The organism is Bartonella sp. AA86SXKL (assembly GCF_042196885.1).
On record NZ_JBHIRE010000020.1, the window covers coordinates 1 to 24360 of the forward strand.

A 24360-nucleotide genomic window follows, 5' to 3' on the forward strand; every position below is an offset into this window, starting at 1 on the left:
GGAATCGTTCCCCTTGCCTTTCAACCCGACTTTACATGCTTTAGTGATTTGGAAAAATAGGAGCAGAAAAATGCGTTTGTAGTTTGACACTAGGTTTTATACTAAGTGGGAAAAGGTGGGATTAGGTAGGAATACGTGATAATTTGTTGTTTTTATGTATAAAATTTAGCATTAAAAGCGCGTTTTGTCAAAATAGATTTTGACACCTAAAATTGTAAAAAAGAGCTAAAAAGAGCGAAAATTAGAAAAAAGTGCGTTTTCATGGTAAAAATGAGAGAAGGCTTTGAAAGGTCTGTGAAAACCCTGTGAAAAATTTTGAAAAGTCTGTGAAAGCCCAGAAAACCGCCTTTGAAGACCCTGTGAAAAAAATCAATCCAAAAGTTCAATTGACTCCAAAATCAGCCAAAAATAACCAAAAAAGCAAAAAAGATTTTCACCTATTGATGATTATCTATTTTTAGAGGCAATATATACTTATTAATCAAATAGTTATATTGTTTTTTTAATGTAAAAAGATTTTCATATCGATTTTTCATATTAAAGAGGCATTAAGCTGTATCTTATTTAGTTTCTGGATGTGCATTTTCAGCCTCTATTTGACGCTTTAAATGCAATTTTAGAAGAGGTAAAATAAGCTCGATTTCTTCCGTGTCGTTGATGTCTTGAACAAGCTCTTGCAACTTTATACAAAGCTCTGCCGCTAATTCCGCTATATCTTCAGGGGGGAGTTTTATTTTAGCATCGCGATAGGTTGTATAAGCTATGCGACCAAGTTTTTTCATGAGACCAGCAGGGATGGTTTGTGGTTTAAAACCCGCTGCTTTCGCTTTTGCCATGTCACTAAACATTTCGCCTTCACCAGTGAGAAGCCAATGAAAGTCTACACCATAAATTTTGTGATAGGCAATTACGATAGATGCTGGTGGCTCATTTATACCGAGCTCATAATTTGCAAGCGTATTTTTCGCCAAATCAAGAGATTTTGCAAAAGCACCACGTTCTTCGTTTCCGAGGATTCGTCTTATTTCACGCAGGCGTTTTGCCAATGGTGTTTTAGGTTCTGTTTCTAAACGTGCCAAAAATGCTCCTTATTCATATTGAGGTTTGTTTTAAGTGACGGGATTTTAAAACGTAAAGAGATTCCCCCATTCATCTTAGAGAGGCATTAAGCCGTATTTTGTGTAGCTTCTAGATGTACTCTTTCAGCTTCTATTTGACGCTTTAAATGAATTTTAAGAAGAGGGAAAGTTGCTTCGACCTCTTCCGTGTCGTTGATGTCTTGAACAAGCTCTTGCAGTTTTTTATAAAGTTCCGCCGCGAGTTCCGCTATATCTTCAGGAGGGAGTTTTATTTTAGCATCACGATAGGTTGTATAAGCTATGCGACCAAGCTTTTTCATGAGTCCAGCAGGAATGGTAGGCGGAGAGATATTGAAAGACCGAGCCATCATCATGTCTATAAACATTGCATCTTCACCGGTCAAAAGCCAATTCAGGTTTACTCCAAATTTTTCTTTATATGCTGATAAAACCGTTGCATCTGGAGTTCTATCACCGCGTTCGTAATTTCCAAGCCCTTGAATACTGATACCAATTTTAAGTGAAAATATATCACGAGATAAGCCCACAAGCTTTCTAACTTCTGTGAGTCGTTTTGCTAATGCAGTTTTGGGCTCATTTTTTTGTCGTCTCATATTATAAATGTTTACAAATGGGGTTGACTAATATCCCATTTGTAGATATACCTCATATTACCGCCCGATATAGAGGGCGTTTATTATACATTTAACCCCACAAAAAACGGATGGTTTGAGCATCCGTTTGAAGCAGGAGCGAAAGTTATGACAACCACCCAAACATGCATCCAAGTATGGGATCGCCATAGTATTTTAGCTGAGCTACGCCGCCGTAATATGACCTTGGCGGAGCTCGCGAAAGCTTATCAACTATCGTCATCCAGTGTTCAACATATCTGGACACGGTCTAACGAGAAAGCCGAACGTGCTATTGCCGATTTTATCGGTTTGCCCGTCGAGCAGGTTTTTAGCGACCGCTACCCCAAAAGTCGCCGTCGCATTTTTAAAGCAGCAAAACATGCCAACACAGATTCACGTGCGCATTCTGCTTTGCGTGGGAATGCTGCTTGAACTTCGTTACACGGCTTTGCGTGTGTCATACGCATTTGCCATGAATTTAATACCATAAGATAAAAAGGTTTATCAATGTCTAAAGATCAGTACGAAATAGGCAAGATAAATTGCATAGAGTTGCATCATAGAACAGCCGTTTGCATGGGTTGGTTCTGGCGATTAGATGGTGGTCATATTGTTTTTATAGGGGGTGGTTATGGTTGCTGCTTGTAATTTATGGACCCCAGAAGCCAGAAGCGATATCGTTAATCCTTATTCAGAAGCTGAACGTTTGGAAGCTATGCTTGCCTGTTCTTTTAAGGCGGTGAGTAGTGGATTTAAACATTTGCCAATCCGGTATATTATTGACCCTCCGCACTGCTTATTTGATGCGGCGTTAGCACGACAGATTGTTATTCATATTTTGCATTATCAGTTTGAGGTGCCGCGGCGGCGTCTTGTTGCCATGCAAGAGCGTGAACGCACTGCTGTTGCTCGTTCTTTGCGTACCATTAACCGGCGTTTGGAAGAACCCGTTTTTGCGAAAGCTTATCGAAGATGGGCGGGGCGTGCGATGGATTTATTCTTTAAAGAGATCAGAAAGGCGGGGGCGTGATGGCACAGTTTCAAAAGCTTGCTCTTGATGTGATTGTGGTACCGGAGCGTATACGCCCTGTGGATGATGAGCATGCCAAGGCACTTGCACAATCAATGGCGCGGGAGGGATTGATGAATCCGATTACGGTGCGCCATACCCCCAATGCTAAGGAAGGCAATTACACACTTATAGCTGGAGCGCATCGGCTTCGTGCTGCTGAGCTTTTGGGCTATAGTGACATTGATGCGGTTGTGGTGCAGGCTGATAAGGACAATGCCGCGCTTTTAGAAGTGGCAGAAAACCTTTTTCGTAATGAGTTGTCTGTTATTGACCGTGCGCTTTTTGTCCAGACTTACCGCGAATTGTGGGAAAAGAAGTATGGGGAAATTAAGGTTGGTGGGGACAGAAAATCAAAGGGTAAACATTACCCTTTGCCAAATGATGGTTCTTCAGAGCATAACGAAACTGGGTGTGAAGGGGATGAAAAATCAAAGGATCAAGTTGATCCTTTGATCGGTGATGAGAAATTGGGACAAGTTGTCCCTATTTCTTATACAGATGAAGAAAATGGTAAAGGGACAGTTTTATCTTTTTCTAAACATGTGGCGGATCGTATTGGTTTGTCTCAAGTTTCAGTAAAACGTCTTAACAGCATTGCTCAGCATTTACAGCCGGAGTTGCGTTCTGTTTTGCGGGGGACGGCATTGGCTGATAATCAAGCGCAATTGTTAAAATTAGCGAAGATGGAGCCGGTTGCGCAACGGCGGGTGGCGATTGCGCTCCAACAGGTTGAGGGAGATTTACGGCGGGCTATTGATTTGGTCAATGGGATTAATACGCCGCCGCAAATTAATGAACAGGAACGGATTTTTGCTCAGTTATTGGGTGTTTGGCAGAGGGCGGATGCGCAGACAAAGGCGCGGTTTTGTGATTATCTTGCAAGAGAACGAGGGGAGGAGCAGGCATGAAGAGGCATGGTTGCGGGCAGCTTGATTTTTTCCAAAAGCCGGTTTTTCCTTGTCGTGAACCCGTTGCACAGATTGATTTAGGGCGGTTTCGCTCACGCATTAAGCGTGCGATGGCGCGGGCTTTGAGAGAATGCCGGCATGAGCGCAGTGTGATTGCGGAGCGTATGGCGCATTATTTAGGGATTGGGTGTTTAAGTAAGGCGAGTTTGGATGCTTATGTTGCGGAAAGTAAGCAGGTGGATATTTCCCTGCCGCGGTTTAAGGCATTTGTGCGGGCGACAGAGGCATTTTGGCTTTGGGATGAGGTGGTGAGTGAAGATGGATTGTTGCTGTTGCAAGGAGATGAGGCACGTTTAGCAGAAATTGCGCGGCTTCAGCAGGAACAGCGGGAGATTGCAGCGCAATTGAAAGCCATGCGCGCAACGCCGGTTTGCATTAAAAGGGGGCAGCCATGAAGGAATGGTTTACTATTGCCGAATTGGCTGAGGCAGCTTTGCCAGGGTTGCCGAAAACAAAGATCGGTCTCAACAATCTTGCGCTTAAGAAATGGCGTTTGAATAGACAATTGTTTCGCCAAACATTAGGCAAAACCAAGCCGGTTTGGGAGTATCACATCTCTTTATTGCCGGAGGGGGCGCGGGCGGCATTGTTGGTGCGGTTTGGTGGGGCTGTTGATGTGAAACAAACGCAAGGGGAGCAAAAGACAAGTATTTGGGTGCGTTATGAGGGGCTTTCCAAGGCGCATAAAAGGCGCTGTGAAGAGCGTTTGAAGGCACTTTGCTTTTGGGAAGATTTGCTCCATGCCGGTATGGGTGTGCATGATGCGGCAAGTTTGAGTGCGGTGCAATTTGGTGTGAGCCGGATGTCGCTTTTTAATTGGCGGCAGATGGTGGAGGGGTATGAGCGCCCTGATTGGTTGGCAGCTTTAGCGCCTTGTTATGGTGAGGAGAATGTTTCGCAATTTGCGCCGTGTCATGAGGGGGCGTGGGAGGTTTTTTGTTCGGATTATTTGCGTCCCTCTAAACCTGCTTTTTCAGCGTGTTATCGGCGGATGGTTTCGGTTGCGCAGGAGCGGGGTTTTGAGCCCATTCCTTCTGAGCGGGCTTTGCGGCGTCGTTTTAAGGCGCAAGTTTCCAAAGCGGTTGTGGTTTTAGCACGTGAGGGAGAAGAAAAGGCAAAAAAGCTTTATCCAGCCCAACGGCGTGATCGCTCGAGCCTGCATGCATTGCAAGCAGTGAATATGGACGGGCATAAGCTGGATGTTTTTGTGAGCGTTCCTTGGACAGAAAAGCCTGTGCGGCTTTATCTGATTGCGATACAAGATCTTTATTCGGGCAAGATTTTATCGTGGCGCTTATCGGATGCTGAGACTTGGGAAATTGTTCGTTTGGTGATTGGGGACATGGTGGAAGCTTATGGCATACCAGAGCGTATGACCTTGGATAATGGGCGCGCTTTTACCAGCAAGTGGATTTCTGGAGGTGTGCAAAACCGTTTTCGTTTTAAGATTAAGCCGGATGATCCGCAAGGGCTTTTGACGAGTTTGGGGGTGCAATTGCAATGGACCACCCCTTATAGCGGACAGTCTAAACCGATTGAGCGGGCATGGCGTGATCTGGCAGAAGCGATTTCGAAACATCCCTTTTGTGCGGGGGCTTATACGGGCAATAAACCGGATGCCAAGCCTGAAGATTATGGAAAACGTGCGATAGGATTTGAAGCGTTTAAAGCCCATGTTGGGGCGCAGATTGTGGCGCATAATGCGCAAGCAGGGCGTAAGGCGGTTAATTGTGCGGGGCGCAGTTTTGATGAGACCTTTACTGAGAGCTTGCAAGCAGAGGGGACGATTATTCGGCAAGCAACGGCAGCACAACGGGCTTTATGGCTTTTAACCTCTGAGGCGTTGCGTGCGCAAAAAGGTACGGGGGAGATTCATTTTTATGGCAATCGTTATTGGGCGCGGGCGTTGAATGAGCATGCGGGGAAAAAAGTGATTGTACGCTTTGATCCGGATAATTTGCATCAAGATTTACGGGTTTATGATTTGAATAATCGGTTGCTTTGTTTGGCACCATGCCTTTGTGATGTAGGTTTTTATGACCAGCAGGCGGCGCGCTTGAATGGGCGTTTGCGTAAAGAATATGTGAAGGCTGTTAAAGCAGAAAAACAGTTGGCAGCAAAGCTTGCACCTGATCACTTGGCCGATGTTTATGGTCGCCTTGAGAAAAAGGATGAAGTGTTCAAATCGAAGCTTCCGATAAAGCCAAAGGTGAGCCGCTTGATGCCAAACAATGTGGGGAATTTAGCTTTGAAAGCAGACGATGATGAGGCTTTGGGGGAGGAAGAATTCAGTCAACACTTGCATAAAGCTTTGAGAAAGCTTTCCGCCTCTGATGAGGGGCGTGAGGTGATCAAGTTTCCTAAACGATAGGAAAGGAAAGAGGGGGGATTTGTAAGAATTCTCAAAAGGAAGCTGGTTTTGTATCGCGTATCAGCTTGAAGCGTTAACAAAGAAAGGGGGGGAGGAATCTTATCCATTTCATAGTCTAATCAATACATGAAGTTTCTAGGTATCTTTGCCTGATCGGGTGAGATGCGTGGAGTTAGCAAGTTCCCTGATGTGTGAGAAAGAGAGGGGATTTGCAAGGTTAGCCGTTTTAGTATCGCGTACGGCTTTTAAATGTTCATTCTAAAGACAAAAGATAAGGGGCGGGTGGGAGCCCTTCCCCTTATCAACAGTCTAAAATCAATACGAGAGGGGAATATACATGAAAAACGCGATAAATGCAACGGTCGATAAAAATCCTTGGGCGCGACCTAAAATCCAGCCTAATGGAACAGCACAAAACCGCAACAGTGATGACATTGCTTTATGGAATGAGCTTGTGGATGCGGTGAGAGCTTTGGGGCAAATGAATGATTGGTCGAAAGCAGAGGTGGCGCGGCGCATAGGCATGCCGGATGGGACGTTTTCGCAATGGTATGCGGGCAGTTATGCGGGACAGTTGGGGAAGCAAAATGCAAAGGTTCAACAATGGGTTGAGGTTTTAAAGGAAACGGCGGGGTTTTTGGAGCGCATTCCTGAAAAGCCGGCTTTTCAGAGGAATCGAATTGCCAGTGAGATTATTGATACTTTAACACTGGCACAAAGTACGGGGGATATGGTGATGATTACGCTTGATGCGGGCAGTGGCAAGACCGAAACCTGCCGCCATTATCGCTCTACCCGCCCGCATGTTTATCTGGTGACAGCCAGCCCGCATACGCGCAGTGTTCACGGTATTTTGAATGATATGGCAGCAGAATTGGAAGTGGTGGAATATAATCCCACCCGCTTAACGCGTGCGATTGGCAAAAAGTTAGAGCGCGTGGGCAGTGGCACGTTGTTGATTGTTGATGAGGCGCAAAATTTAACGGATGAGGCGATTAATCAGTTGCGCCACTTTGTTGATATCAATGGTACGGGGTTGGCTTTGGTTGGCAATGATGAGATCTCTGGACGGTTGGTTCATCGTCAAAATGGTCCCTCTTATGCGCAAATTAAAAGCCGATTGGCGATGCATCTGAAACGGCGCAAGCCCTATAGTGAGGATATTGCAGCGCGCATTCATGATTGGGGGATTGAAGATGTTGGTGCGATAAAGTTTTTGACAGGGATAGGCTTAAAGGCTGGAGCTTTGCGGCAAATTGACAAAACCATGATGTTGGCACGCATGGCAGCGCTTGGAGATGGGTGTGAGGTGACTTTGAAACATGTCAAAGCGGCATGGAAAAACCGTGACGTGGAGGAATTGGCATGATCTCTTTATGCGACAAAGAATTATCCGATACGCTTGTTGGTCTTTATGACGATTATCAATGCGGTTTTGATATTGGAGAAAAGCTTCAATTGTGTGTTGATTTGGCGTTATTGCTTGAATTGGAGTTGAGTGTTCATCGTTTGGGGGAGGCGGATGCGGTTTTGGAAGCTGAAGTTGCAGAAGTTTTGGCTGAGTGTGAAGGCTCTGATGCGGATGAGAGCAATCGTGTGATTTATATGGATTTTGGAGGAAGCAAATGATGGAACGTAACCCCTATATGGTGAGAGAGTGCTTGATTGCTTTGCGCTCTGCCTTTTTACAGTATGAGGTGAATGGCATTTTTATGCATGGACAAGATGTTCGAGAATTGAATGAGTATTTGCGTCGTTTGGCAGGCTATAACCACGTTTTAGGTCATGAGCTTATGCGGTGTCGTTGGCAATTGAAAGCGGGATGTGCGCCTTCTTCAGGGGATGTTGTGCCATTTCGTCGGTTTCAAAAAACATAAGGAGGAAGTTGGTGATGAATCCACAAATTGAACTTGAAGGTACGCGTTATATGAAGGATGCGAAAGGGGCTTTGGTGCCGGTAAGTTTGATCCGCCCTGCGGATTTGTTAGAGGATGAAACGGTGCGCAAAATTATGGGTTTTGCGAAAGAATTATCGGCAAGGATTGCGCGTTTTAACAACCATACGATTGCGGATTTGAGTGATTTTGATAGCTTGCTTGCGCAAGAATATGGTGTGGAGCGGCGTGGCAAAAAGGGCAATTGTACTTACACAAGCTTTGATGGTTTGCAACGCATTAAGGTGCAGGTACAGGAAAGTGTTGATTTTGGACCGCAATTGCAAATTGCCAAAAGCCTTCTTGATGAATGTTTGAATGAATGGTCTGCGGATGCGCGCCCTGAAATCCGTGCGATTATTACGCGTGCTTTTAATACGGATAAAGAAGGCAAGGTGAATCGGGGGGAGATCTTTATGCTGTTGCGTTTGGATATTGATGATCCACGCTGGAAAGAGGCGATGCGTGCTATTCGTGAGTCATTCCGAGTGACAACATCCAAGGAATATGTGCGTTTTTATGAGCGCGATACATTAGAAAGCGCTTGGCGTGCTGTGACCATTGATCTGGCGAAGACATGAGGGGGTGACATGTCTTTAGCTGTCCTTCATATGGGAAAACGCGCGTTAGGTCTTGATGATGAGACCTATCGCGCACTGCTCTATCGCTTGACAGGCAAGCAATCGGCGAAAGATTTGAATTTTTCAGAAAAGCACTTGGTTATCGCTGAAATGAAAGCGTTTGGTTTTAAGCCGAATGGGAAGCGTTTAGAGGGTAAATATGCCAAGAAGCTCCAGGCGCTTTGGATTGCTGGGTGGAATCTTGGCATTATTCGTGATCGTTCAGACAAGGCGTTGCTTGCCTTTGTGAAAAGACAGACAGGGATTGATCATATTCGCTTTTTACGCGATAGCGATGATGCATGCAGAGCTATTGAGGCATTGAAAGGTTGGTTGCAGCGTGAGGGTGGGGTTGACTGGAGAGGAAAAAACCGCGAAGATTCATGGAGGAAGAAACCAAGCATTTCCATTTTGTGTGCCCAATGGAAGTGTTTGAATCCCGATGCTGTGTTTGATCTTGGGGCTTTTCATCAAAGTGTTATGGCGTTAAGTGGTAAAGCTTTGGGTGAGATGAGTGGGGGCGACTTTAGAGAAGTTATGAATGTTTGGGGGCGGAAAATCCGTAAAGGTGTTAAAAGCGAGGGGTAAGCATGTATGCAAGAGGAAATCTATAGCGATTTTCCTGCCTTATTGCGTGAAATAGCTGATGTTGCGGGCAGTGAAGCAGCATGGAATATGATGCGGGCTTTTGGTGGACGAGAAGTTTATATACCCGGGCGTCTTGAGAGTGCGGATTGGTTGATTGAAATTGTTGGGTTTGAAGAGGCGCAGCAATTGATCAACCATTTTTGTTTTAATGGTTCGGGTGTGCGCCTTCTTATCCCCCTTGGCAGAGATGCTGAACGGCGGCAAAAAATGGTGCAAGCGTTGCAAAAAGGCTGGTCGGTTGATGCTGCAGCTGCTGTTTCTGGTATGCATGTGCGCACAGCCTATCGCTTGAAGAAGAAAATTTCTTTGCAAGAACCACAAGGTTTATTATTTCCAGAGTTTTATGAGTATTGAGAGTTTTGACTGACAGTGTCAGGCTTATATTGGGGGTTTGAAATCCGATAAACTGCGAATGAATTTTTATTCATTGAGTGGTTTGTTATGATTTCAATAGATGCCTCTTTTCTTCATCGCCTTGCACCTAAATTGGCGCATCATGCGCGCCAAGATTTTATTATTGTTGAAATGGCACGCGTGTTGCCTAAAGCTTTATCTTATGGCGGGATAACGACGCGTTTACGTATTGCCCATTTTTTAAGCCAATGTGCCCATGAGAGTGATGGCTTTTTTACCCTGCGTGAATATGCCTCTGGGCGCGCTTATGAGGGGCGGCGTGATTTAGGCAATGTCAACCCTGGGGATGGGGTGCACTTTAAGGGGCGTGGTTTGATCCAGTTGACGGGGCGCAATAATTATCGCCGTTTTACGAAGTTTTGGCGCTCAGTCGATGAACAAGCGGTTGATTGTGAAGCATTTCCGCAAGAGCTGGAAAAGTTTCCAGCAGCGCTTTGGTCTGCTGTTTGGTTTTGGCAAATGAAAGGCTTGAATAGGCTGGCTGATCAAGATGATTATCTAGGGATTACCAAGGCGATTAATGGGGGAAGAAATGGACTTGTGCAACGTTTGATTTATTTGAACCGCGCTAAAAAGCTTTTGGGGCTTGGAGGCGAGGTAAAGGCATGAAGCCCTCTTATCGTGGTTCTAGGCTCTATTTATGGTGGTCCTTTTGGTTTGCTTGGGGGGTTATTTTTTTGCTTGTTTCTGGTGGTTTGTGGGGGGCTCCGCATATTGTTGATATGGCGAGCATTTCTATTCCTTCGATGGTGGCGATTATTGTTGGCAATCTGGGGGTGCATCGTGGTTTTGGTTCGTTGGATTTTTCCAATAGGAAACATTCCCATAAGCGGCGTAGCAGCTCCTATGATGGGGTGGAGATAACGAGGTGGGGAGATAAAAGCAATGTTTAGCCCTGTTTCAAAACTGTCTTTTGGTCTGCTTTTTTTGGTCAGTGTGATGTTGGCGGCTTTTGGCTTTATGAAAGCGCAAGTTTTAAAGGCGGAAAAGGCGCGTGATTTGTATTGGCAGTTGGAGATTGCCAAGGCTTCTGCACGCGCACAGCTTGAGATGGAGCGACAAAGGCAAGCAGCGTTTGAAGCTGAGCATCAAGCGCAAGGGGTGATTTCGGCTTTGGAACAAAAGCTTGTGAAAATGGAGGAGGTCAATGGGAAGTTGCCGGTTACTGGCGGTGGCATTGGGCTTGAGCGTGTGCGCTTGCTCAACACACAAGCCGGTGGGTAGCCTTTCTTATCATTTTTTATCGGTTGAATTGCCGCCTGTTGTTCGCATGGCGTGTGCCCGCCCAGCTTTATTGCCAGAGCGTGCTTTGAATGCGCGCGAAGTGGTGCACTATTGGGGGCGTGATCGTGCTGCTTTATTGATTTGTGAACAGCGTAGAAAAGCTGCGGAGCGGGCGATTTTAGGCACAAGAGAGGGGACTTTTAAGTGAATTTGGATATCAGTGTTGCCAATGGCTGGTTGTCTTTATTGTTATCGGTTATTGCGATTTGTGGGGTTTTGAGAGCCTATTTTTCTTCAGGTGCGCGGGAAATGCTGAAAGATATGACAGTGCTTAAAGAGCGTGTGCAAAAGTTAGAAACAGAGATGGACTTTTTGCCTGATCGTGATGCGCTGCAAAGATTGGAAGTGAATATGGAGAAATTGAATGGTCGTCTCAACACGCTTTCTGCACAATTACAACCGGTGGCAGCCATTGGTGAGCGCTTGCAAGAGTTTTTACTGGAGAATGCCAAGAAATGAAAGCAGATATGGATAAAATCATCCGTGAAGAAGCGCGGTTGATTATTTTAAAAGGGCTTGCTTGTGAGCGCAGTGAAACTTTATCGAGTGCGATGATTGAGCGGCTTTTATACAGTTATGGCATCAGGCGCGATCGCGATTTTGTGCATAATGAATTGGCATGGATGGAAGATCAAGGTGCTGTTACGTTAAAATGTGTGGGTTCGGTTTTTCTTGCGGCATTAACAGAACGGGGAGCACGTCATTTAGACCGGAGCTTTTCCATTGAGGGGATTAAGCGGCCTAAACGTTCATCAATAAAAGACGAGGTGAAGGATGCGCAAGGTCGGGCGTGGACGTTTAACGGCGATTGATTTATTGCCGCAAGCTTGTGATCAAATTATTGCTGCTGCTGCTGAGGCTTTAAATGGGCGTGAGAAGACACAAATGGCTATTTATGGTGAGTTTAAAGCGGCTTTGAAGGCTTTACGAAAGGAAACGGGTCTCAGCTTTTCTATTCCCTCTTTTTCGAGTTTTAATCGTTATTCTTTGCGGCTAGCCGTGATGTCACGGCGCCTAGAACAGACAAGAGAAATTGCCGCAAGCCTCTCGCAGCGCTTTGATGCTAAAGCTTCTGATAATATCACTCTTTTGACGGCGGCAGCGATTAAGGAGTTGATTTTTTCAACGTTGAGCAGCGGGAAAAACCTTTCACCAAAAGCGGCACAAGAATTGGCCAATGCGCTTAAAGGCGTGTTGGCGGCTGAACATTTGTCGACCACCAGACGGCAAAGATTAGAGAAGGATTTTACCAGCAAAGCAAGCAAAGCGGTTGACGCAGCAGCAGCAGCGGCGGGGCTCTCAGAAGAAACAGCGCGAGCTATTCGTGCGCAGGTGTTGGGGGTAAAACATGGCTGAACAGCCCTTTTCAAAAAGTCATGTCTTTGATCATCAGAGTGGTTTTGACATTTGGCGGAAAAGTACTTTTCCCAAAGAGAGTGATCCCTTAGCGGAAGGCGTTTTGATGGCACATCAACGGGCATGGATTGAAGATAAGTCCCCATTAAAATTGGTTGAAAAGGGGCGGCGGACCGGCATTACTTTTGCAGAAGCTTTGGATGATACACTGATTGCAGCGGCGGCACGTGAAGCGAGGGGCGATAATGTTTTTTATATTGGTGACACCAAAGACAAGGGGCGGGAATTTATTGGCTATGTGAGCAATTTTGCTTCGGCAATTACGAGCCATAGTGGGGATGTTGAGGAATTTTTATTCTCTGATCAAAGGGCGGATGGTTCAACAAAATATATCTCTGCTTATCGGGTGCGTTTTGCTTCGGGGTTTCGGGTTGAGGCGCTTTCTAGCCGCCCTGAAAATATCCGTGGGTTACAAGGTATTGTGGTGATTGACGAGGCGGCGTTTCATCAAGATGTGCGCGCTGTTTTGGATGCGGTTAATGCTTTGTTGATTTGGGGAGGCAAGATCCGTGTGATCTCTACCCATAACGGTGTTTTAAACCCTTTCAATGAATTGATCCGTGAGGCGCGAGCAGGTAAGGTTCCTTTTTCGGTGCATTGTTACCCCTTTGGTGTTGCTGTTAAAAATGGCTTGTTTAAACGGGTTTGTGCCATGAAGGGGGAGGTGTGGAGTTTAGCATCTGAGCAACAATGGGAAGAGCAAATTCGTGCGTCTTATGGGGTGCGTTTGGCTGCGATGCACCAAGAATTAGATGCCATACCAGCCGATCAAGAAGGGGCTGCTTTAACACGCTTACAGATTGAAAATTGTTGTGCGCCAGATATTGCGGTGTTGCGTTTTGCTTGTGTGGATGATTTTAAAAATCAATCGGAACATCAACGAAGTGTTGCTGCTTTTGCTTGGTGTGAGAAACATATAAAACCTCTTCATATTGGGCTTGACCGGCGGCGCCAACATGTTTTTGGCGTTGATTTTGCGCGATCGGGCGATGCGACATCGATTGTGGTGATGGAGGTGGGACAAGATTTGGTGCGCCGTGTACGGTTTATGGTGGAATTGCGCAATACGCCGTTTGATCAACAAAGAGAGATTTTATTTTATGGGGTGAATGGTTTGCCGCGTTTGATGGGCGGCGCGTTAGATGCGCGGGGCAATGGGGCTTATTTAGCCGAAAAAGCGGCGCAGCGTTATGGGGCTTGTGTGAGGGAAGTGCAATTGTCGCAAAGTTGGTATGGCAAAGAAATGCCGGCTTATTTAGAAGCTTTTGGGGATGGGACGATTGTTTTGCCGCGCGATAGTGACATTGTTGCCGATCATCAAGCGCTTGCTTATGTCAATGGCATTGTGAAGATTCCAGACAATCATCGTTTTAAAGGCAGTGATGGTTTTATGCGCCATGGTGATAGCGCGATTGCTTGCGCTTTGGCTTATTTTGCCAGCCGCCAAACTCCTGAAATTTATGATTATACACCTGTGAGAGAGGCTTATCGTTTTGATGAAAGCTCGCTCTTTTCAACGCCTTTTTTTTCAACAATGCGATCAAAGATTTATTGATGGGATGATGAGATGGTAAAACTTTTAGATCAGTGGGGCAGGGCGCTGAATATCAAAGGGTTGGAGCGAGAAGTTGCAAGCCCTACCGTTGGCGGTGTTCGTGATGTATGGTCACAAACCATTGTCAGTGGTCTGACCCCTGCGCAACTTGCTGATATTTTGCAACAGGCAGCACGGGGGCATCCAGAGCAGTTTTTTCAACTTGCCGATGATATGGAAGAGCGTGATTTGCATTATCGTGCTGTGCTTGGCATGCGTAAAAATGCTCTCACAGGGGTGGAGCCTGGAGTGATTGCCGCAAGCAATAGTGCACAGGACAAAAAGATAGCAGATGCGGTGCGGGAAGTGATCAGTGCGCCTACCTTTGTTGATGATTATGTGACGGATTTATTGGATGCTTTGGGGAAAGGTTATGCGGTTGTAGAAACCTTGTGGGACAAGAGTGCCAAGGAATGGTGGCCGGTTGCTTGGAAATGGCGTGACCAGCGGTTTTTTCAATTGGATCGGCGGGATGGTTTTCATTTGCGTTTAAAAGAAGAGGGGTCTTTTAATGGAAGTGAATTGCCTGCTTATAAATTTTCTATTCACAGACCCAAGTTAAAAAGCGGTTTGCCTATTCGTTCTGGGCTTGCGCGGCTTGCAGCTTGGGCATTTCTCTTCAAGTCTTATACACTGAAAGATTGGATGGCATTTTTAGAAGTTTATGGCATGCCTTTGCGTGTGGGTAAATATGGGGCAAGCTCTTCTCATGAGGAGCGACGGGTTCTCATTCAAGCAGTGCGTGATTTATCCAGTGATGCGGCAGCGATTATTCCCAAAGAGATGGAGATTGAATTTATTGAAGCGGCAGGGGGCAGTGGCAATGCGGTGTTTGCTTCTAAGGCGGAATATTTAGATCGACAAATTTCTAAAGGTGTGTTGGGGCAAACCATGACGACGGATGATGGTTCGTCCTTTTCGCAAGCGCGCATTCATGAAAATGTGCGCCATGATATTGCCAGAGCTGATGCACGCCAATTAGCTTTAACGGCTAATCGTGATTTGATTGTGCCTTTTGTTGAGATTAATTTTGGACGCCAAGAGCGCGCCCCCCTTGTCTATTGGCCGATTTCGGAAAATGAAGATATTAAAGCGATTAGTGATGCACTGGAAAAACTTGTGCCCTTGGGTTTGCGTGTTGGGGCGCAAGAAGTGCGCAATAAGATTGGTTTTTCGCAACCAAAAAAGGAAGAGGATGTTTTAAAGGCTCCTGATAATGCGCTTGATGATGAGAGGGGAGAAAAGGCTCATGTTTGTGCTGATTGTGGAGGTGTTTTTGATGTTTCTGTGACAAGAGAGAGCAAGGGTGCAAAAGAGAAGGGTGGGAAATATCACGACGAATTGGACCGGCTTTCACAAGAAGCTTTAAGTGACTGGGAAGAGGACTTAGAACCCCTTTTAGAGCCTTTTAAAAAGCTTGTAAGAGAAGCAACAAGTTATGAGGATATCCTAAAAGGCTTAGATGAATTATTGGGTGAGATGGATCATCATGCATTAGCAGCGCGCTTGGCAAAAGTACAAATGATTGCACGTGGGCTTGGGTATCATGGATGAGGAACTTTTTAAAACCGCCCCTAAAGAGGTCACCCGTTATTTTGAAGCCAAGGCACTTGTTCCAAGCTTTGATTGGCGTGATATAGCACCAGAAGAACATACCTTTTCCTTTACGGTGGCAAAATCGCTAGGCTATGATATTTTGGAGGATTTTAAGCGAGCGGTTGGAGAAGCCATAAAGCATCAAGTTCCTTTTCAAGATTTTCAAAAAAATTTGATGCCGATTTTACAGGAAAAGGGTTGGTGGGGTAAAAAGACCAGCATTGACCCCAAAACTGGTGAAAAGAGCGTGGTACAATTGGGCAGCCCACGGCGTTTAGAAACGGTCTATTGGGCCAATACCATGAGTGCGCATGCGGCAGGTGAGTGGGAGCGCACACAAAATAATAAAGAATTTTTGCCCTATCTCACCTATGCTTTGTCAAGTTCAGAACATAAGCGTTTAGAACATGAAAGTTGGGTGGGGTTTACCGCACCCGTTGATGATCCGGTTTGGGATTGGCTTTATCCGCCCAATGGCTGGCGGTGTAAATGCAGTGTGCGACAGGTAAGCCGTTATGAAGCAGAAGATTTAGGCTATGAAGAGGGGGCAGAGCCACTTCATGTTGAAAAGCAGGTTTGGCACAATAAGCGGACGGGGAAAGTTGAGAAGATACCAAAGGGCATTGATCCTGGTTGGCATTTGAACCCTGGGAAACATCGGGCGCAAAATTTAAGCAATTTTTTGAGTGATAAAATTTCTGTGATGGGGGACAATGACAAACGCATTGCCATTGAAGATATTGTGGGTTCGCCAATTTTGGAAGCCATGTTTGAAGGACGGATGCCTCGCGGGTTTATACCCATTGCACCGATACCACAAAAGGTGGGTGATGTTTTTGCAGCGGAAAATTCTCTTATTCGCTTATCCGCAGACAGTGTGAAACATATTTTGTTAGAGCATCAAGTGCGTGATCTTCACTTGGATGATTTTCGTGGCGCCATTCAAACACTCATTCGCCCCCATGGAATTATCAGGCGAAAAGGTGTACCGAGCGTTGTGTTTTTGGGTGAAAATGATGGGGTATGGTGGCGCTTAGCGGTCAAATTTGTAGCAAGCAAACAAGAATGGTGGTTAACCTCCATGCATAAAAAAAGCTCTAGAGAAATTGGACGCTTATTGGATGCGGCTGAAAAAAAGGGCGAGAGGTTGTTGTAAAGAAAACACCGGAAAGACCTGCTGGCTTTTGTGAAATGAGAAGGCGTGGAGGGCGGTCAACTCCTCGCAGATCCGGTAAAACCGTCCTGGTATAACTGGCTCACGCCTCGTGGATAGAAGTAACAGTTTAAAAGTTTAAAAGCAATCTTTAAAAAAACGACTTGAGAAAAACCATGTTGGCTTTTGTGAAGAGAGTCGATGCGTGAGAAAATGAGAAGGCGTGGAGGGCGGTCAACTCCTCGCAGATCCGGTAAAACCGTCCTGGCAAAACTGGCTCACGCCTTACCTCCAATGATATAATGTTTTTAAGCCAAAAAGCAATCTTTAAAAAAACGGCTTGAGAGGGGCTTTTTTTGTATAAGACGATAAATTGTACCTCTAACTTCACGACGGCGCTCTATCGCCTTTGAAGTGCCTTTGAAAACGATTTTATGGGATGGTTTGGCACGGGGGTTTCTCTCACAAGGAGAATAATAGGGAAAAGAGTGCTTTTTGAGAAATGCTCTTTTGACTGACAGTGTCAGACTTATAGTGGGAGTAAGTTTCATGCATTGTATTGCCAATGACAATTGTAAAGCAATAGGCAATGTATGGAACAGGAATTTCACGAAGATCAAAAAGATGGGGATGCAGAAACATTTCATGCTGCGTTAATAGATCTCTGTCCAGACGTTTTATGCCAAGACATTTCATGTGAAGACGCCACCGTTAGCCAAGCGCCTGAATGGGTAGAGCTTTTGCCCAAAGCGCCCCATGTGAAGGCACGTGATGGACGACAATGGCATTATAACCCGCAAACTATTTTAAAAGCCTTTGCAGCCAATAAAGGACCGCTTGTGATTGATTATGAGCATGGGCAACATCACCGTGCGAGAAATGGTTTAGAAGCACCTGCCAGTGGCTGGATTGAAGAATTAGCAGAGCGGGATGGTGCGATTTGGGGGCGTGTTAAATGGACCGATATGGCCGCTAAAAAGATTGTTGCCCGAGAATATCGCTATCTTTCGCCGGAGTTTCGCCATTCCAAGAAAGGTGAAATTTTAAATTTAGCAGGTGCTGGTTTGGTGAACCGTCCAGCCCTTGTCATGACGGCTTTAAGCCGTGAACAGCCTTCCCCTATAACTTTGACGGAGAAAATGATGGATTTGACAGCCATTGCCAGTGCACTATCGCTGGCAGAAGATGCTAAAGCGGATGAGGTTTTAGCAACGCTTAAAGCGCGCGAAAAGGAACGCGTGGAATTAAATGCCCAATTAACAAAAGCGCGAGAAGATTTAGCGCTTTTGCAAGAAGAGCAAAAAAATACTGCCATTGAGAGTCTTTTAGATAAGACCATTGAAGAGGGCAAGATTTTGCCGGCTGCTCGCGAGGAATATCGTGCGCTCTGTAGCCTTGAAGGGGGGATGGAACATTTTAAAAGTTTGGTCGAGAAGTTGCCGGCGCTTGCCTCAACAAGCCCTCTAGAAGTGTGTGCCTTAGCGCAAGAACCAAAGCTTGCTCCAGAAGAGGTTGCCCTTGCGGCACGTCATTATCAGGAAGAGCAGAAGCAAAAAGGCTTCGACATCACCATTAGCCAAGCGGTTGAGTATATTAGCGAGCAAAAGGAGCGCCCATTATGAGTACGATGATTTTGATTAAATCTTTTCGCGCTGGAGATGTGATTTCACCTTATTGCATTGTTGCAGCGCGCGGTGACGGAATGGTGGCAACGGCTTCTGGTAAGGGTGATAAATTATTAGGGACTGCTGGGTCATTGAGTGCCAAGGCTGGTGAGATGATTGATGTTGGCCAATGTGGTTGGGGCGAAGTGGTTTGTGGAGGCAATGTTTCCTTTGGTGATTTTTTGACCTCTGACCCCAAAGGACACGCCATTAAAGCGGAAGCCGCAGATCGCACCATTGGTATTGCCATGAGTGATGGCTCTGCTGGTGATGTTATTTCTTTTAAAATTAATTAATCGAGGCATAAAATGAACAGACCTTTTCCCATTGATCCAACACTCACCGCTATTGCTATTGGTTATCGCAATCCAGCAGGTTCTCTTATTGGCGATAAAGTTTTGCCACGCGTTTGTGTTTTAAGTGAGGTGTTTAAATATAGTGAATTTCCTTTAGCAGAAAATTTTACCGTGCCTGAACTTGAGGTTGGGCGAAAAGGGCGCCCGAATGTGGTGGAATTTTCTGCCTTTGAACGGGAAGCCAGTGTCAAAGATTACGGACTTGATGATCTTATCCCCAATTCAGATATTGAAGCAGCGGCACGCGCACGGGCGGAGCGACGCTCTCGTTATAACCCCGAAAAGACAGCTGTAGAGGGACTTGCCAATTTGCTAGAATTGGGGCGTGAAGTGCGTGTTGCAGCCCTTGTGCAAAGAAGTGAAAATTACGCACCAGAGCGTGTGATTACGCTTAAGGGTGAAAATAAATTTAGCGATTATGAGAAATCTGACCCTTATGCCACTTTAGATGAGGCGATGGATAAAAGTCTCGTCTATACGCCCAACACCATTGTTATGGGCAAAGTTGTTTGGTCAAAACTCAAACGTCATCCCAAAATCATTAAAGCCGTTAAAGGAGGTGGCACTGCTGATGGTTTTGTCACCAAGGCGCAATTTGCTGATCTGATGGAAATACACCCCGATCGTTTACTCATTGGTGAATCGCAAGTGAATTTGGCCCGCAAAGGGCGTTCGGCACAATTGGCACGCGTGTGGGGCAATAAGATTGCACTGCTTTATATTGACCCTACCAAACAACAGGCAGATGGATCGGTGATCAGTTGGGGCTTTAGCGCCCAGTTGGGCGAGCGTTTGTCTGGAGTGATCCAAGATCCAGATATCGGCTTGTCGGGTGGTAAACGGGTGCGTGTGGGGGAACGGGTGTGTGAATTGGTTGCTGCAAAAGATGCCGGTGTTTTGTTGCAAGAAGTTGTCTAAGGGAAACTTTTAAACATGGCTTATGCAAGCAAAACATTGATTGAAGAGCTCTGGGGTGATGACTTCTTGGATGACTTATGCGGGATGGATGAGAATTCTGATCCAGTTTTTTCAGAGCAAGCCATTGCCCGCGCGCTCGAACAGGCAAGTGGTGAGATTGATGTGCATTTGTCTCATCGCTACTCAATCCCCATTGCTGGACAGCCGGCGGCTCTGGGTATGATCTGTGTCAATATTGCTGTTTATAATTTAGCCATACGCCATACGGCACTGACCACGACCATTGAAGATCGTTACAAACAGGCGGTTGATTTGCTGAAACGTATTGCCGAAGGCAAAGCGGGTTTAGGCATAGATGAACCTAAAATTATGAGCGAAGATGGACCGGTTCGTGATGGGGCTTTCTTCCATGCCAAGCCGCGTTTGATGGGAAGATAATATGTCTGTTGCAACCCATATTGAGATTAAAGAGATGGGGCTTGAAGCGGCTTTATCCTTTTTGCAAAAGGGAGCTGATAGCTCGATGGGGACTTTGGCACAAGGGGTTGGGCGTCTCATTCAAGAAAGCACAAGGCGGCGGATTCAAAGTGAAAAAACGTCTGCCCAAGGAGAGAAGTGGAAAAACAATTATGCCCGCACCTCCATTCTTTATGCCAGTGGGGCGCTTTCACGCTCCATTGATATGAAGGCTTCACCAGAACAGGTGATTGTGGGCTCTGGGTTGGTTTATGCGCGGATTCATCAATTGGGTGGGGTTATTCGCCCGAAAAATGGCAAGACACTGCGCTTTTTTCTTAAAAGCGGCAATGCACACCGCTTTATTTGTGTGCATCAAGTGACCATGCCCGCACGCCCTTATTTGGGGCTTTCAGAGCACAATAAAGTGGAAATTGTCAAAGCGACAGAAGACTGGCTGGAAAGGGTCTTTTCATGAGTCAAACGATCACACAAGCAGGGCGCATTAATCAGTTTCGTGAAGCGGTGATAAGAAGCCTTAAAGGGGCTTTGCCGGATGTGCGTGATTGCGGCTGTCAATTTGGACGTTTTAACTTAGAAGAGCTTGAAACACAGATGCTGGTGGCTCCAGCAATACGGGTTGCGGTGTTAGAAAGCCGTTTGAATCCTGTAGCAAGTGGGCACATGAGTGCGGATCTTCATTTAGGGGCTTTTATTATTACCACAGGTAAAGAGCGTGATGTTTCCAGTTGGCTTTTAGCAGAAGCCATTGCGGTGCTTTGTCATAGCGGGCAATTGTGGGGACTAACGCATTTGAGTGCCCCGCGTGAGGTGCAAATTGAACCGATTATCTCTGCGGCGATTAAGCAGCGTGGTGTATCGATAAGCGTGGTGGAATGGCACCAAGATTTGCATCAGTTGGGACAGGATATTTTTTGTGATGAAGGACAACTCAAAAGTGGTTTGATTTCATGTGATGATGAGGTGTTGCCATGAATGATGCGCATTTGTTGAGTGACACCTTGCGACAAATAATGAAGCGTCTTGATGCGCTTGAACGCTGTCTTGCCAACCAGCACATGATTGGGCGGGTTGTGCAAGTTGATGGCCATAGGGTGCGGGTGAAACTTTGCGAACAGGGTTCTAATGGACAAGCGGTTTTATCGCCTTGGCTACAAGCGCAAGAAGCGGCGGGAGCTGTTTCCAGCAATATGCCTTTCAATGTTGGTGATCCGGTGCGGTTGTTAAACCCCCATGGCGAAATTGGTTCTGCCTCTCTGGTGGTGCGCGATAGCTATAGTGAGGATGCGCCTAATCCCGCACGCTCGCCGCAAGAGTTGGCGCTCTGTTATGCCGGTGGCGCTTTGCGGATGACAAAAGATGAACTTATTCTCTCCCATGGGGAAAACCAAATTCATTTGAGTGCACAAGGTTTGGTGCTTTCTCATCAATCAACCCGTGTTGAATTAACGGGCAGTGTGCGGATTGAAGCAAAAGATTTACAGCACAATCAAAAATCTGTTGGCGCAAGCCACAAACACGGTGGGGTCAAAATGGGTCCTTCCACAACCTCTTCCCCTCTTTAAAGGAGTTTTATCATGCGTGAGAACACTTATGTTATTTTAACCAATGCCGATTTTGTTGCAGGCAAGCGTTCACCGGGCAAGGGTGAGGAAATTTGTTTAAGTGAGGAAGCGGCTAAATATCCGTTGCTGCTTGGTCAGATCGCTGAAAAACCAGCCCCTGTTGTTTCTGCGCCCCCAACTGTTTCTACCACAAAGACAAGCAAAGGGGCTTAAAGCATGCGGTGCGGGATGAGCGAAAAGGATGGCTCTCTTTTATATGGCTTTGCACATTGCCAACAGTCACTTCGTAAATGTCTGACGACAAGAATTGGGACACGGGTTTTGCGTCGTCATTATGGATGTGATGTTGGAGCATTCCAAGATGCCAATGCTGATCCTGCGACGATGATGCAGCTTTATCAAGCAATTGTTGAAGCACTCGATGATCCAGAGTGTGGAGAGCCTGGGTTTTCGTTGCAGAGGATTGATCTGACAAAAGCAACGCGTGAAGGCACGTTCCATTTTGTTTTAACGGGTGTTTTTTATCCCAATGGGCATTTGGGAGATTGGTCACACCAAGAGCCAATGAGCATCAATTTAGAGGTTGGTGATGACTGAGTTTGAACCTTTACCCTTTTCACAGATTCCTTTGCCACAAATTATTGAAGAGCTTTCTGTTGAAGCAATTTTAGAGCAAAAGATCACGCGTTTGACTGAGCTTTTTGCAGCGCATCATATTCCTTATAATGTGGAAAAGACGGCTTATGATCCGGTTGTCATTCAATTGCAAGCGGCGGCTTATGAAGAGTTGCTATTGCGCCAGCGAATTAATGAAGTAGCGCGGGATAATTTACTCACATTTGCCCATGGAACAAGTTTAGATCATTTGGGGGATTTTCATGGGGTCACGCGCCTTTTGGATGAAGATGATAAGCGTTTGCGCCGCCGTATTCGCTTGAATAGACAAGGACATTCCACAGGTGGCACAGCGCCACGTTACCAATATTTTGCCCTCTCAAGCGATATCCATGTCAAAGATGCTTTTGTTTATCGTGAGGGTAAAAGTCCGCTTATTCATGTTGCGCTTTTTAGTGACGCTCCTTCAGGGGTGGCTGATGAGGCTTTAATTGCAAAGGTGCAAGCAGCCCTTGATGCCCCCCATGTTAAAATGACCAATGACCACATCCTTGTGAAAAGCGCGGTACAGCGGATGATCAATGTTTCTGCTGATTTTTGGTTGTTACCGGATGAAGGCTCCTTTGTTTTGGAAAGAGCGGAGCAGAATTTAAGAGCAGAATGGGCGCGTGCGCAAAGGCTTGGGCGTGATTTGTCTTTAAGTTGGATACTAAGCCGCTTGATGGTTGAGGGCGTTCACCATGTGAACATAACGCAACCTTTTGAGGATATTTTGGTCGCACCTGATGAAGCAGTCGCACTAGGGGATATTGTTTTGTTTGAACGGGGGCGTGCTTATTGATGCTTTCCTCACTTTTGCCCCCGAATTCGAGCTTGTTTGAACGTTGTTTTGCAGAAGCAATGGCTCTTGAACTTCACGTTAAAACGGCACTCGAAGAAATACCCCGTGCGAAATTTATTACGCGTCCGCCTTCTTGGTTGCCCTTTTTAATTGATGAATATGGCTTACAAGAATTAAACCCTTATTTCTCTAACCTTTATGATTTAATTGATCAGGGTCTTGCATGGCAAAATATTCGCGGCTCCCTTGCGGCAATAGAGATGGGGCTTGAATGGCTAGGGATTTCGGCACGCTTTCAACCCGCCTGGACTGGGCGAGCATGGTGGAATTCCTTTCAACTTGATTTTGATCAGTTGCCTGAACGGAAAAGCCTTGAAGCCATTGAAGCGATTACCGACCTTTCCAAAAGTTTGCGCTCTGATTTTCGCCGTGGGACCTATGGTTATGATGTGCAAGCTGTTGAATGCAATATGTCACGCCTTGATGACAGCATATTGGAGTATGAAAGCGGTGTTCACTTAACAGCTGGGGGCACTTTGTTTTCCTTTGGGCGCACAACAGAGATCAATCACACGCTCACAAGAGAAGAAGGCAGGCTTATTGGCAATTGGATAGATGATGGGGATGAAGAGTTAAGCTGGGATCAAATTGATTATCCATGGGACATGGCAAATTTTCCGTGGTGTTCGGTCAAAAAACATGAACGCGATATACTCATGGCAGAGTGGTTCCAAAATCGTCCCCTTTATTTGGCTTTAAGAGACGCAAACAATACTCTGATTGGGTATCGCAGATGCTATGCTGTAGCGCCTGTCGAACAGGCTTTGGATGGTGTTTATAGCCATTCAGGCAATCACTATCAGCCCTCCTCGATGGGCACGGCGCTTCTTGTTGCAGCCCGCACAGATTTTGAAGATGTTGAGGACAAACAAGCCGCTTCTGTTTCCCTTCTCGTTCATGGCATTCCCAAACAAGATATCCCCCTTGATATCCCCCTGGGCAAGCTTTGGCTTGGAGCTCATGAACTACGTGGTGGTGTAGAGATACTCAAAACACCTATCAATATTCCTTTGCGTGCCGATGTTCGCGAACAATTCAAGATTTTATTGAGGTTTTAATATGAAGCATGAAAGTGGTTTA

Annotated in this window: 36 protein-coding genes; 34 read left to right on the forward strand and 2 right to left on the reverse strand. The window is 45.9% G+C overall.

The window, feature by feature from the left end:
• Positions 1-305: 305 nt before the first annotated feature.
• Positions 306-461, forward strand: a complete 156-nt coding sequence (locus ACFIO5_RS07715) for a hypothetical protein (protein WP_375705195.1) — start codon at positions 306-308, stop codon at positions 459-461.
• A gap of 99 nt (positions 462-560) precedes the next feature.
• On the opposite strand, the gene ACFIO5_RS07720 is transcribed toward ACFIO5_RS07715, so the two are convergent.
• Both ACFIO5_RS07720 and ACFIO5_RS07725 read right to left on the reverse strand, forming a co-directional pair.
• Positions 561-1079, reverse strand: coding sequence for a helix-turn-helix domain-containing protein (locus ACFIO5_RS07720; protein ID WP_375705196.1), 519 nt, complete (start codon positions 1077-1079; stop codon positions 561-563).
• A gap of 86 nt (positions 1080-1165) precedes the next feature.
• Entirely contained in the window at positions 1166-1693 is a 528-nt protein-coding gene (locus tag ACFIO5_RS07725) for a helix-turn-helix domain-containing protein (protein WP_375705197.1), read from the reverse strand.
• 147 nt (positions 1694-1840) lie between these two features.
• Between ACFIO5_RS07725 and ACFIO5_RS07730 the strand changes: the two genes are divergently transcribed.
• The 33 genes from ACFIO5_RS07730 to ACFIO5_RS07890 all read left to right on the forward strand — a co-directional run bounded on the left by ACFIO5_RS07730 (position 1841) and on the right by ACFIO5_RS07890 (position 24338).
• Positions 1841-2146 carry a helix-turn-helix domain-containing protein gene (locus ACFIO5_RS07730; RefSeq protein WP_005864619.1) on the forward strand — a complete coding sequence of 102 codons (306 nt, stop codon included), beginning with the start codon at positions 1841-1843 and terminating at the stop codon, positions 2144-2146.
• A gap of 75 nt (positions 2147-2221) precedes the next feature.
• On the forward strand, positions 2222-2362 hold the full coding sequence (locus ACFIO5_RS07735) for a hypothetical protein (RefSeq protein ID WP_273755279.1): 141 nt from the start codon (positions 2222-2224) through the stop codon (positions 2360-2362).
• A complete protein-coding gene (locus ACFIO5_RS07740) occupies positions 2346-2744 on the forward strand; it encodes a hypothetical protein (RefSeq protein ID WP_375661343.1) in 399 nt (132 codons plus the stop codon). The genes ACFIO5_RS07735 and ACFIO5_RS07740 overlap by 17 nt, the downstream gene beginning before the upstream one ends.
• A complete protein-coding gene (locus tag ACFIO5_RS07745) occupies positions 2744-3694 on the forward strand; it encodes a ParB/RepB/Spo0J family partition protein (protein ID WP_375705203.1) in 951 nt (316 codons plus the stop codon). Before ACFIO5_RS07740 ends, ACFIO5_RS07745 begins: the two co-directional genes overlap by 1 nt.
• Complete coding sequence (locus tag ACFIO5_RS07750; RefSeq protein ID WP_375681125.1) at positions 3691-4149, forward strand: hypothetical protein; 459 nt, start codon at positions 3691-3693, stop codon at positions 4147-4149. Before ACFIO5_RS07745 ends, ACFIO5_RS07750 begins: the two co-directional genes overlap by 4 nt.
• Positions 4146-6125, forward strand: a complete 1980-nt coding sequence (locus ACFIO5_RS07755; RefSeq protein WP_375705198.1) for a transposase domain-containing protein — start codon at positions 4146-4148, stop codon at positions 6123-6125. Before ACFIO5_RS07750 ends, ACFIO5_RS07755 begins: the two co-directional genes overlap by 4 nt.
• Positions 6126-6462: 337 nt before the next feature.
• Positions 6463-7494, forward strand: coding sequence for an AAA family ATPase (locus tag ACFIO5_RS07760; protein WP_273790128.1), 1032 nt, complete (start codon positions 6463-6465; stop codon positions 7492-7494).
• The gene (locus tag ACFIO5_RS07765; RefSeq protein ID WP_375672104.1) at positions 7491-7754 is read left to right on the forward strand and encodes a hypothetical protein; all 264 of its coding nucleotides are present in this window, start codon (positions 7491-7493) and stop codon (positions 7752-7754) included. The genes ACFIO5_RS07760 and ACFIO5_RS07765 overlap by 4 nt, the downstream gene beginning before the upstream one ends.
• The gene (locus ACFIO5_RS07770) at positions 7751-8002 is read left to right on the forward strand and encodes a hypothetical protein (RefSeq protein ID WP_375627417.1); all 252 of its coding nucleotides are present in this window, start codon (positions 7751-7753) and stop codon (positions 8000-8002) included. The genes ACFIO5_RS07765 and ACFIO5_RS07770 overlap by 4 nt, the downstream gene beginning before the upstream one ends.
• Before the next feature lie 14 nt (positions 8003-8016).
• Positions 8017-8640: a DUF3164 family protein gene (locus tag ACFIO5_RS07775; protein WP_375697332.1), complete on the forward strand. Its 624-nt coding sequence runs from the start codon at positions 8017-8019 to the stop codon at positions 8638-8640.
• A 9-nt stretch (positions 8641-8649) separates the two neighbouring features.
• Positions 8650-9267 carry a regulatory protein GemA gene (locus ACFIO5_RS07780; protein ID WP_375705199.1) on the forward strand — a complete coding sequence of 206 codons (618 nt, stop codon included), beginning with the start codon at positions 8650-8652 and terminating at the stop codon, positions 9265-9267.
• A 6-nt stretch (positions 9268-9273) separates the two neighbouring features.
• A complete protein-coding gene (locus tag ACFIO5_RS07785) occupies positions 9274-9681 on the forward strand; it encodes a helix-turn-helix domain-containing protein (protein ID WP_375648297.1) in 408 nt (135 codons plus the stop codon).
• An 87-nt stretch (positions 9682-9768) separates the two neighbouring features.
• A complete protein-coding gene (locus ACFIO5_RS07790; RefSeq protein ID WP_375705200.1) occupies positions 9769-10350 on the forward strand; it encodes a glycoside hydrolase family 19 protein in 582 nt (193 codons plus the stop codon).
• Positions 10347-10634 carry a hypothetical protein gene (locus ACFIO5_RS07795; protein ID WP_375633893.1) on the forward strand — a complete coding sequence of 96 codons (288 nt, stop codon included), beginning with the start codon at positions 10347-10349 and terminating at the stop codon, positions 10632-10634. The genes ACFIO5_RS07790 and ACFIO5_RS07795 overlap by 4 nt, the downstream gene beginning before the upstream one ends.
• Positions 10627-10965, forward strand: coding sequence for a hypothetical protein (locus ACFIO5_RS07800; protein ID WP_375633891.1), 339 nt, complete (start codon positions 10627-10629; stop codon positions 10963-10965). Before ACFIO5_RS07795 ends, ACFIO5_RS07800 begins: the two co-directional genes overlap by 8 nt.
• Positions 10958-11173, forward strand: a complete 216-nt coding sequence (locus ACFIO5_RS07805; protein ID WP_375624036.1) for a hypothetical protein — start codon at positions 10958-10960, stop codon at positions 11171-11173. The genes ACFIO5_RS07800 and ACFIO5_RS07805 overlap by 8 nt, the downstream gene beginning before the upstream one ends.
• Complete coding sequence (locus tag ACFIO5_RS07810) at positions 11170-11484, forward strand: DUF2730 family protein (RefSeq protein WP_375633887.1); 315 nt, start codon at positions 11170-11172, stop codon at positions 11482-11484. The genes ACFIO5_RS07805 and ACFIO5_RS07810 overlap by 4 nt, the downstream gene beginning before the upstream one ends.
• Positions 11481-11837 (forward strand): VpaChn25_0724 family phage protein, encoded by a 357-nt coding sequence (locus ACFIO5_RS07815; RefSeq protein ID WP_375612320.1) that lies wholly within the window; start codon positions 11481-11483, stop codon positions 11835-11837. Before ACFIO5_RS07810 ends, ACFIO5_RS07815 begins: the two co-directional genes overlap by 4 nt.
• A complete protein-coding gene (locus tag ACFIO5_RS07820) occupies positions 11800-12381 on the forward strand; it encodes a phage protein Gp27 family protein (RefSeq protein WP_375646429.1) in 582 nt (193 codons plus the stop codon). The genes ACFIO5_RS07815 and ACFIO5_RS07820 overlap by 38 nt, the downstream gene beginning before the upstream one ends.
• Positions 12374-13996 (forward strand): hypothetical protein, encoded by a 1623-nt coding sequence (locus tag ACFIO5_RS07825; protein ID WP_375705201.1) that lies wholly within the window; start codon positions 12374-12376, stop codon positions 13994-13996. Before ACFIO5_RS07820 ends, ACFIO5_RS07825 begins: the two co-directional genes overlap by 8 nt.
• 12 nt (positions 13997-14008) lie before the next feature.
• Entirely contained in the window at positions 14009-15589 is a 1581-nt protein-coding gene (locus ACFIO5_RS07830) for a DUF935 domain-containing protein (RefSeq protein ID WP_375633880.1), read from the forward strand.
• Complete coding sequence (locus ACFIO5_RS07835) at positions 15582-16787, forward strand: phage head morphogenesis protein (protein WP_375633878.1); 1206 nt, start codon at positions 15582-15584, stop codon at positions 16785-16787. The genes ACFIO5_RS07830 and ACFIO5_RS07835 overlap by 8 nt, the downstream gene beginning before the upstream one ends.
• A 590-nt stretch (positions 16788-17377) precedes the next feature.
• Positions 17378-18406: a phage protease gene (locus tag ACFIO5_RS07840; RefSeq protein WP_375633876.1), complete on the forward strand. Its 1029-nt coding sequence runs from the start codon at positions 17378-17380 to the stop codon at positions 18404-18406.
• On the forward strand, positions 18403-18744 hold the full coding sequence (locus ACFIO5_RS07845; RefSeq protein ID WP_375613753.1) for a hypothetical protein: 342 nt from the start codon (positions 18403-18405) through the stop codon (positions 18742-18744). Before ACFIO5_RS07840 ends, ACFIO5_RS07845 begins: the two co-directional genes overlap by 4 nt.
• Before the next feature lie 12 nt (positions 18745-18756).
• A complete protein-coding gene (locus ACFIO5_RS07850; protein ID WP_375621653.1) occupies positions 18757-19722 on the forward strand; it encodes a major capsid protein in 966 nt (321 codons plus the stop codon).
• A gap of 15 nt (positions 19723-19737) precedes the next feature.
• A complete protein-coding gene (locus tag ACFIO5_RS07855; protein ID WP_375612327.1) occupies positions 19738-20160 on the forward strand; it encodes a gp436 family protein in 423 nt (140 codons plus the stop codon).
• 1 nt (position 20161) lies between these two features.
• Entirely contained in the window at positions 20162-20656 is a 495-nt protein-coding gene (locus tag ACFIO5_RS07860; RefSeq protein ID WP_375633874.1) for a phage virion morphogenesis family protein, read from the forward strand.
• Positions 20653-21174: a hypothetical protein gene (locus ACFIO5_RS07865; protein ID WP_375633872.1), complete on the forward strand. Its 522-nt coding sequence runs from the start codon at positions 20653-20655 to the stop codon at positions 21172-21174. Before ACFIO5_RS07860 ends, ACFIO5_RS07865 begins: the two co-directional genes overlap by 4 nt.
• A complete protein-coding gene (locus ACFIO5_RS07870; RefSeq protein WP_375705202.1) occupies positions 21171-21764 on the forward strand; it encodes a baseplate assembly protein in 594 nt (197 codons plus the stop codon). Before ACFIO5_RS07865 ends, ACFIO5_RS07870 begins: the two co-directional genes overlap by 4 nt.
• A gap of 12 nt (positions 21765-21776) precedes the next feature.
• Positions 21777-21977, forward strand: coding sequence for a hypothetical protein (locus ACFIO5_RS07875; RefSeq protein WP_015856807.1), 201 nt, complete (start codon positions 21777-21779; stop codon positions 21975-21977).
• Between the two features lie 3 nt (positions 21978-21980).
• Positions 21981-22361: a GPW/gp25 family protein gene (locus ACFIO5_RS07880; RefSeq protein ID WP_375613760.1), complete on the forward strand. Its 381-nt coding sequence runs from the start codon at positions 21981-21983 to the stop codon at positions 22359-22361.
• On the forward strand, positions 22354-23220 hold the full coding sequence (locus tag ACFIO5_RS07885; RefSeq protein WP_375701369.1) for a baseplate J/gp47 family protein: 867 nt from the start codon (positions 22354-22356) through the stop codon (positions 23218-23220). The genes ACFIO5_RS07880 and ACFIO5_RS07885 overlap by 8 nt, the downstream gene beginning before the upstream one ends.
• The gene (locus ACFIO5_RS07890) at positions 23220-24338 is read left to right on the forward strand and encodes a phage tail protein (protein ID WP_375681118.1); all 1119 of its coding nucleotides are present in this window, start codon (positions 23220-23222) and stop codon (positions 24336-24338) included. The genes ACFIO5_RS07885 and ACFIO5_RS07890 overlap by 1 nt, the downstream gene beginning before the upstream one ends.
• Positions 24339-24360 lie beyond the last annotated feature (22 nt).

Excerpts from the sequence above, each read along its gene's own strand:
- ACFIO5_RS07815 (WP_375612320.1), top strand. The coding sequence starts at position 11,481 with ATGAAAGCAGATATGGATAAAATCATCCGTGAAGAAGCGCGGTTGATT.
- ACFIO5_RS07770 (WP_375627417.1), top strand. The coding sequence starts at position 7,751 with ATGATGGAACGTAACCCCTATATGGTGAGAGAGTGCTTGATTGCTTTG.
- ACFIO5_RS07760 (WP_273790128.1), top strand. The coding sequence starts at position 6,463 with ATGAAAAACGCGATAAATGCAACGGTCGATAAAAATCCTTGGGCGCGA.
- ACFIO5_RS07830 (WP_375633880.1), top strand. The coding sequence starts at position 14,009 with ATGGTAAAACTTTTAGATCAGTGGGGCAGGGCGCTGAATATCAAAGGG.
- ACFIO5_RS07820 (WP_375646429.1), top strand. The coding sequence starts at position 11,800 with ATGCGCAAGGTCGGGCGTGGACGTTTAACGGCGATTGATTTATTGCCG.
- ACFIO5_RS07755 (WP_375705198.1), top strand. The coding sequence starts at position 4,146 with ATGAAGGAATGGTTTACTATTGCCGAATTGGCTGAGGCAGCTTTGCCA.
- ACFIO5_RS07855 (WP_375612327.1), top strand. The coding sequence starts at position 19,738 with ATGGCTTATGCAAGCAAAACATTGATTGAAGAGCTCTGGGGTGATGAC.
- ACFIO5_RS07735 (WP_273755279.1), top strand. The coding sequence starts at position 2,222 with ATGTCTAAAGATCAGTACGAAATAGGCAAGATAAATTGCATAGAGTTG.
- ACFIO5_RS07850 (WP_375621653.1), top strand. The coding sequence starts at position 18,757 with ATGAACAGACCTTTTCCCATTGATCCAACACTCACCGCTATTGCTATT.
- ACFIO5_RS07790 (WP_375705200.1), top strand. The coding sequence starts at position 9,769 with ATGATTTCAATAGATGCCTCTTTTCTTCATCGCCTTGCACCTAAATTG.
- ACFIO5_RS07840 (WP_375633876.1), top strand. The coding sequence starts at position 17,378 with ATGGAACAGGAATTTCACGAAGATCAAAAAGATGGGGATGCAGAAACA.
- ACFIO5_RS07765 (WP_375672104.1), top strand. The coding sequence starts at position 7,491 with ATGATCTCTTTATGCGACAAAGAATTATCCGATACGCTTGTTGGTCTT.
- ACFIO5_RS07890 (WP_375681118.1), top strand. The coding sequence starts at position 23,220 with ATGCTTTCCTCACTTTTGCCCCCGAATTCGAGCTTGTTTGAACGTTGT.
- ACFIO5_RS07800 (WP_375633891.1), top strand. The coding sequence starts at position 10,627 with ATGTTTAGCCCTGTTTCAAAACTGTCTTTTGGTCTGCTTTTTTTGGTC.
- ACFIO5_RS07880 (WP_375613760.1), top strand. The coding sequence starts at position 21,981 with ATGCGGTGCGGGATGAGCGAAAAGGATGGCTCTCTTTTATATGGCTTT.
- ACFIO5_RS07835 (WP_375633878.1), top strand. The coding sequence starts at position 15,582 with ATGGATGAGGAACTTTTTAAAACCGCCCCTAAAGAGGTCACCCGTTAT.
- ACFIO5_RS07730 (WP_005864619.1), top strand. The coding sequence starts at position 1,841 with ATGACAACCACCCAAACATGCATCCAAGTATGGGATCGCCATAGTATT.
- ACFIO5_RS07745 (WP_375705203.1), top strand. The coding sequence starts at position 2,744 with ATGGCACAGTTTCAAAAGCTTGCTCTTGATGTGATTGTGGTACCGGAG.
- ACFIO5_RS07725 (WP_375705197.1), bottom strand. The coding sequence starts at position 1,693 with ATGAGACGACAAAAAAATGAGCCCAAAACTGCATTAGCAAAACGACTC.
- ACFIO5_RS07875 (WP_015856807.1), top strand. The coding sequence starts at position 21,777 with ATGCGTGAGAACACTTATGTTATTTTAACCAATGCCGATTTTGTTGCA.
- ACFIO5_RS07775 (WP_375697332.1), top strand. The coding sequence starts at position 8,017 with ATGAATCCACAAATTGAACTTGAAGGTACGCGTTATATGAAGGATGCG.
- ACFIO5_RS07785 (WP_375648297.1), top strand. The coding sequence starts at position 9,274 with ATGCAAGAGGAAATCTATAGCGATTTTCCTGCCTTATTGCGTGAAATA.
- ACFIO5_RS07870 (WP_375705202.1), top strand. The coding sequence starts at position 21,171 with ATGAATGATGCGCATTTGTTGAGTGACACCTTGCGACAAATAATGAAG.
- ACFIO5_RS07845 (WP_375613753.1), top strand. The coding sequence starts at position 18,403 with ATGAGTACGATGATTTTGATTAAATCTTTTCGCGCTGGAGATGTGATT.
- ACFIO5_RS07885 (WP_375701369.1), top strand. The coding sequence starts at position 22,354 with ATGACTGAGTTTGAACCTTTACCCTTTTCACAGATTCCTTTGCCACAA.
- ACFIO5_RS07780 (WP_375705199.1), top strand. The coding sequence starts at position 8,650 with ATGTCTTTAGCTGTCCTTCATATGGGAAAACGCGCGTTAGGTCTTGAT.
- ACFIO5_RS07740 (WP_375661343.1), top strand. The coding sequence starts at position 2,346 with ATGGTTGCTGCTTGTAATTTATGGACCCCAGAAGCCAGAAGCGATATC.
- ACFIO5_RS07750 (WP_375681125.1), top strand. The coding sequence starts at position 3,691 with ATGAAGAGGCATGGTTGCGGGCAGCTTGATTTTTTCCAAAAGCCGGTT.
- ACFIO5_RS07825 (WP_375705201.1), top strand. The coding sequence starts at position 12,374 with ATGGCTGAACAGCCCTTTTCAAAAAGTCATGTCTTTGATCATCAGAGT.
- ACFIO5_RS07795 (WP_375633893.1), top strand. The coding sequence starts at position 10,347 with ATGAAGCCCTCTTATCGTGGTTCTAGGCTCTATTTATGGTGGTCCTTT.
- ACFIO5_RS07865 (WP_375633872.1), top strand. The coding sequence starts at position 20,653 with ATGAGTCAAACGATCACACAAGCAGGGCGCATTAATCAGTTTCGTGAA.
- ACFIO5_RS07860 (WP_375633874.1), top strand. The coding sequence starts at position 20,162 with ATGTCTGTTGCAACCCATATTGAGATTAAAGAGATGGGGCTTGAAGCG.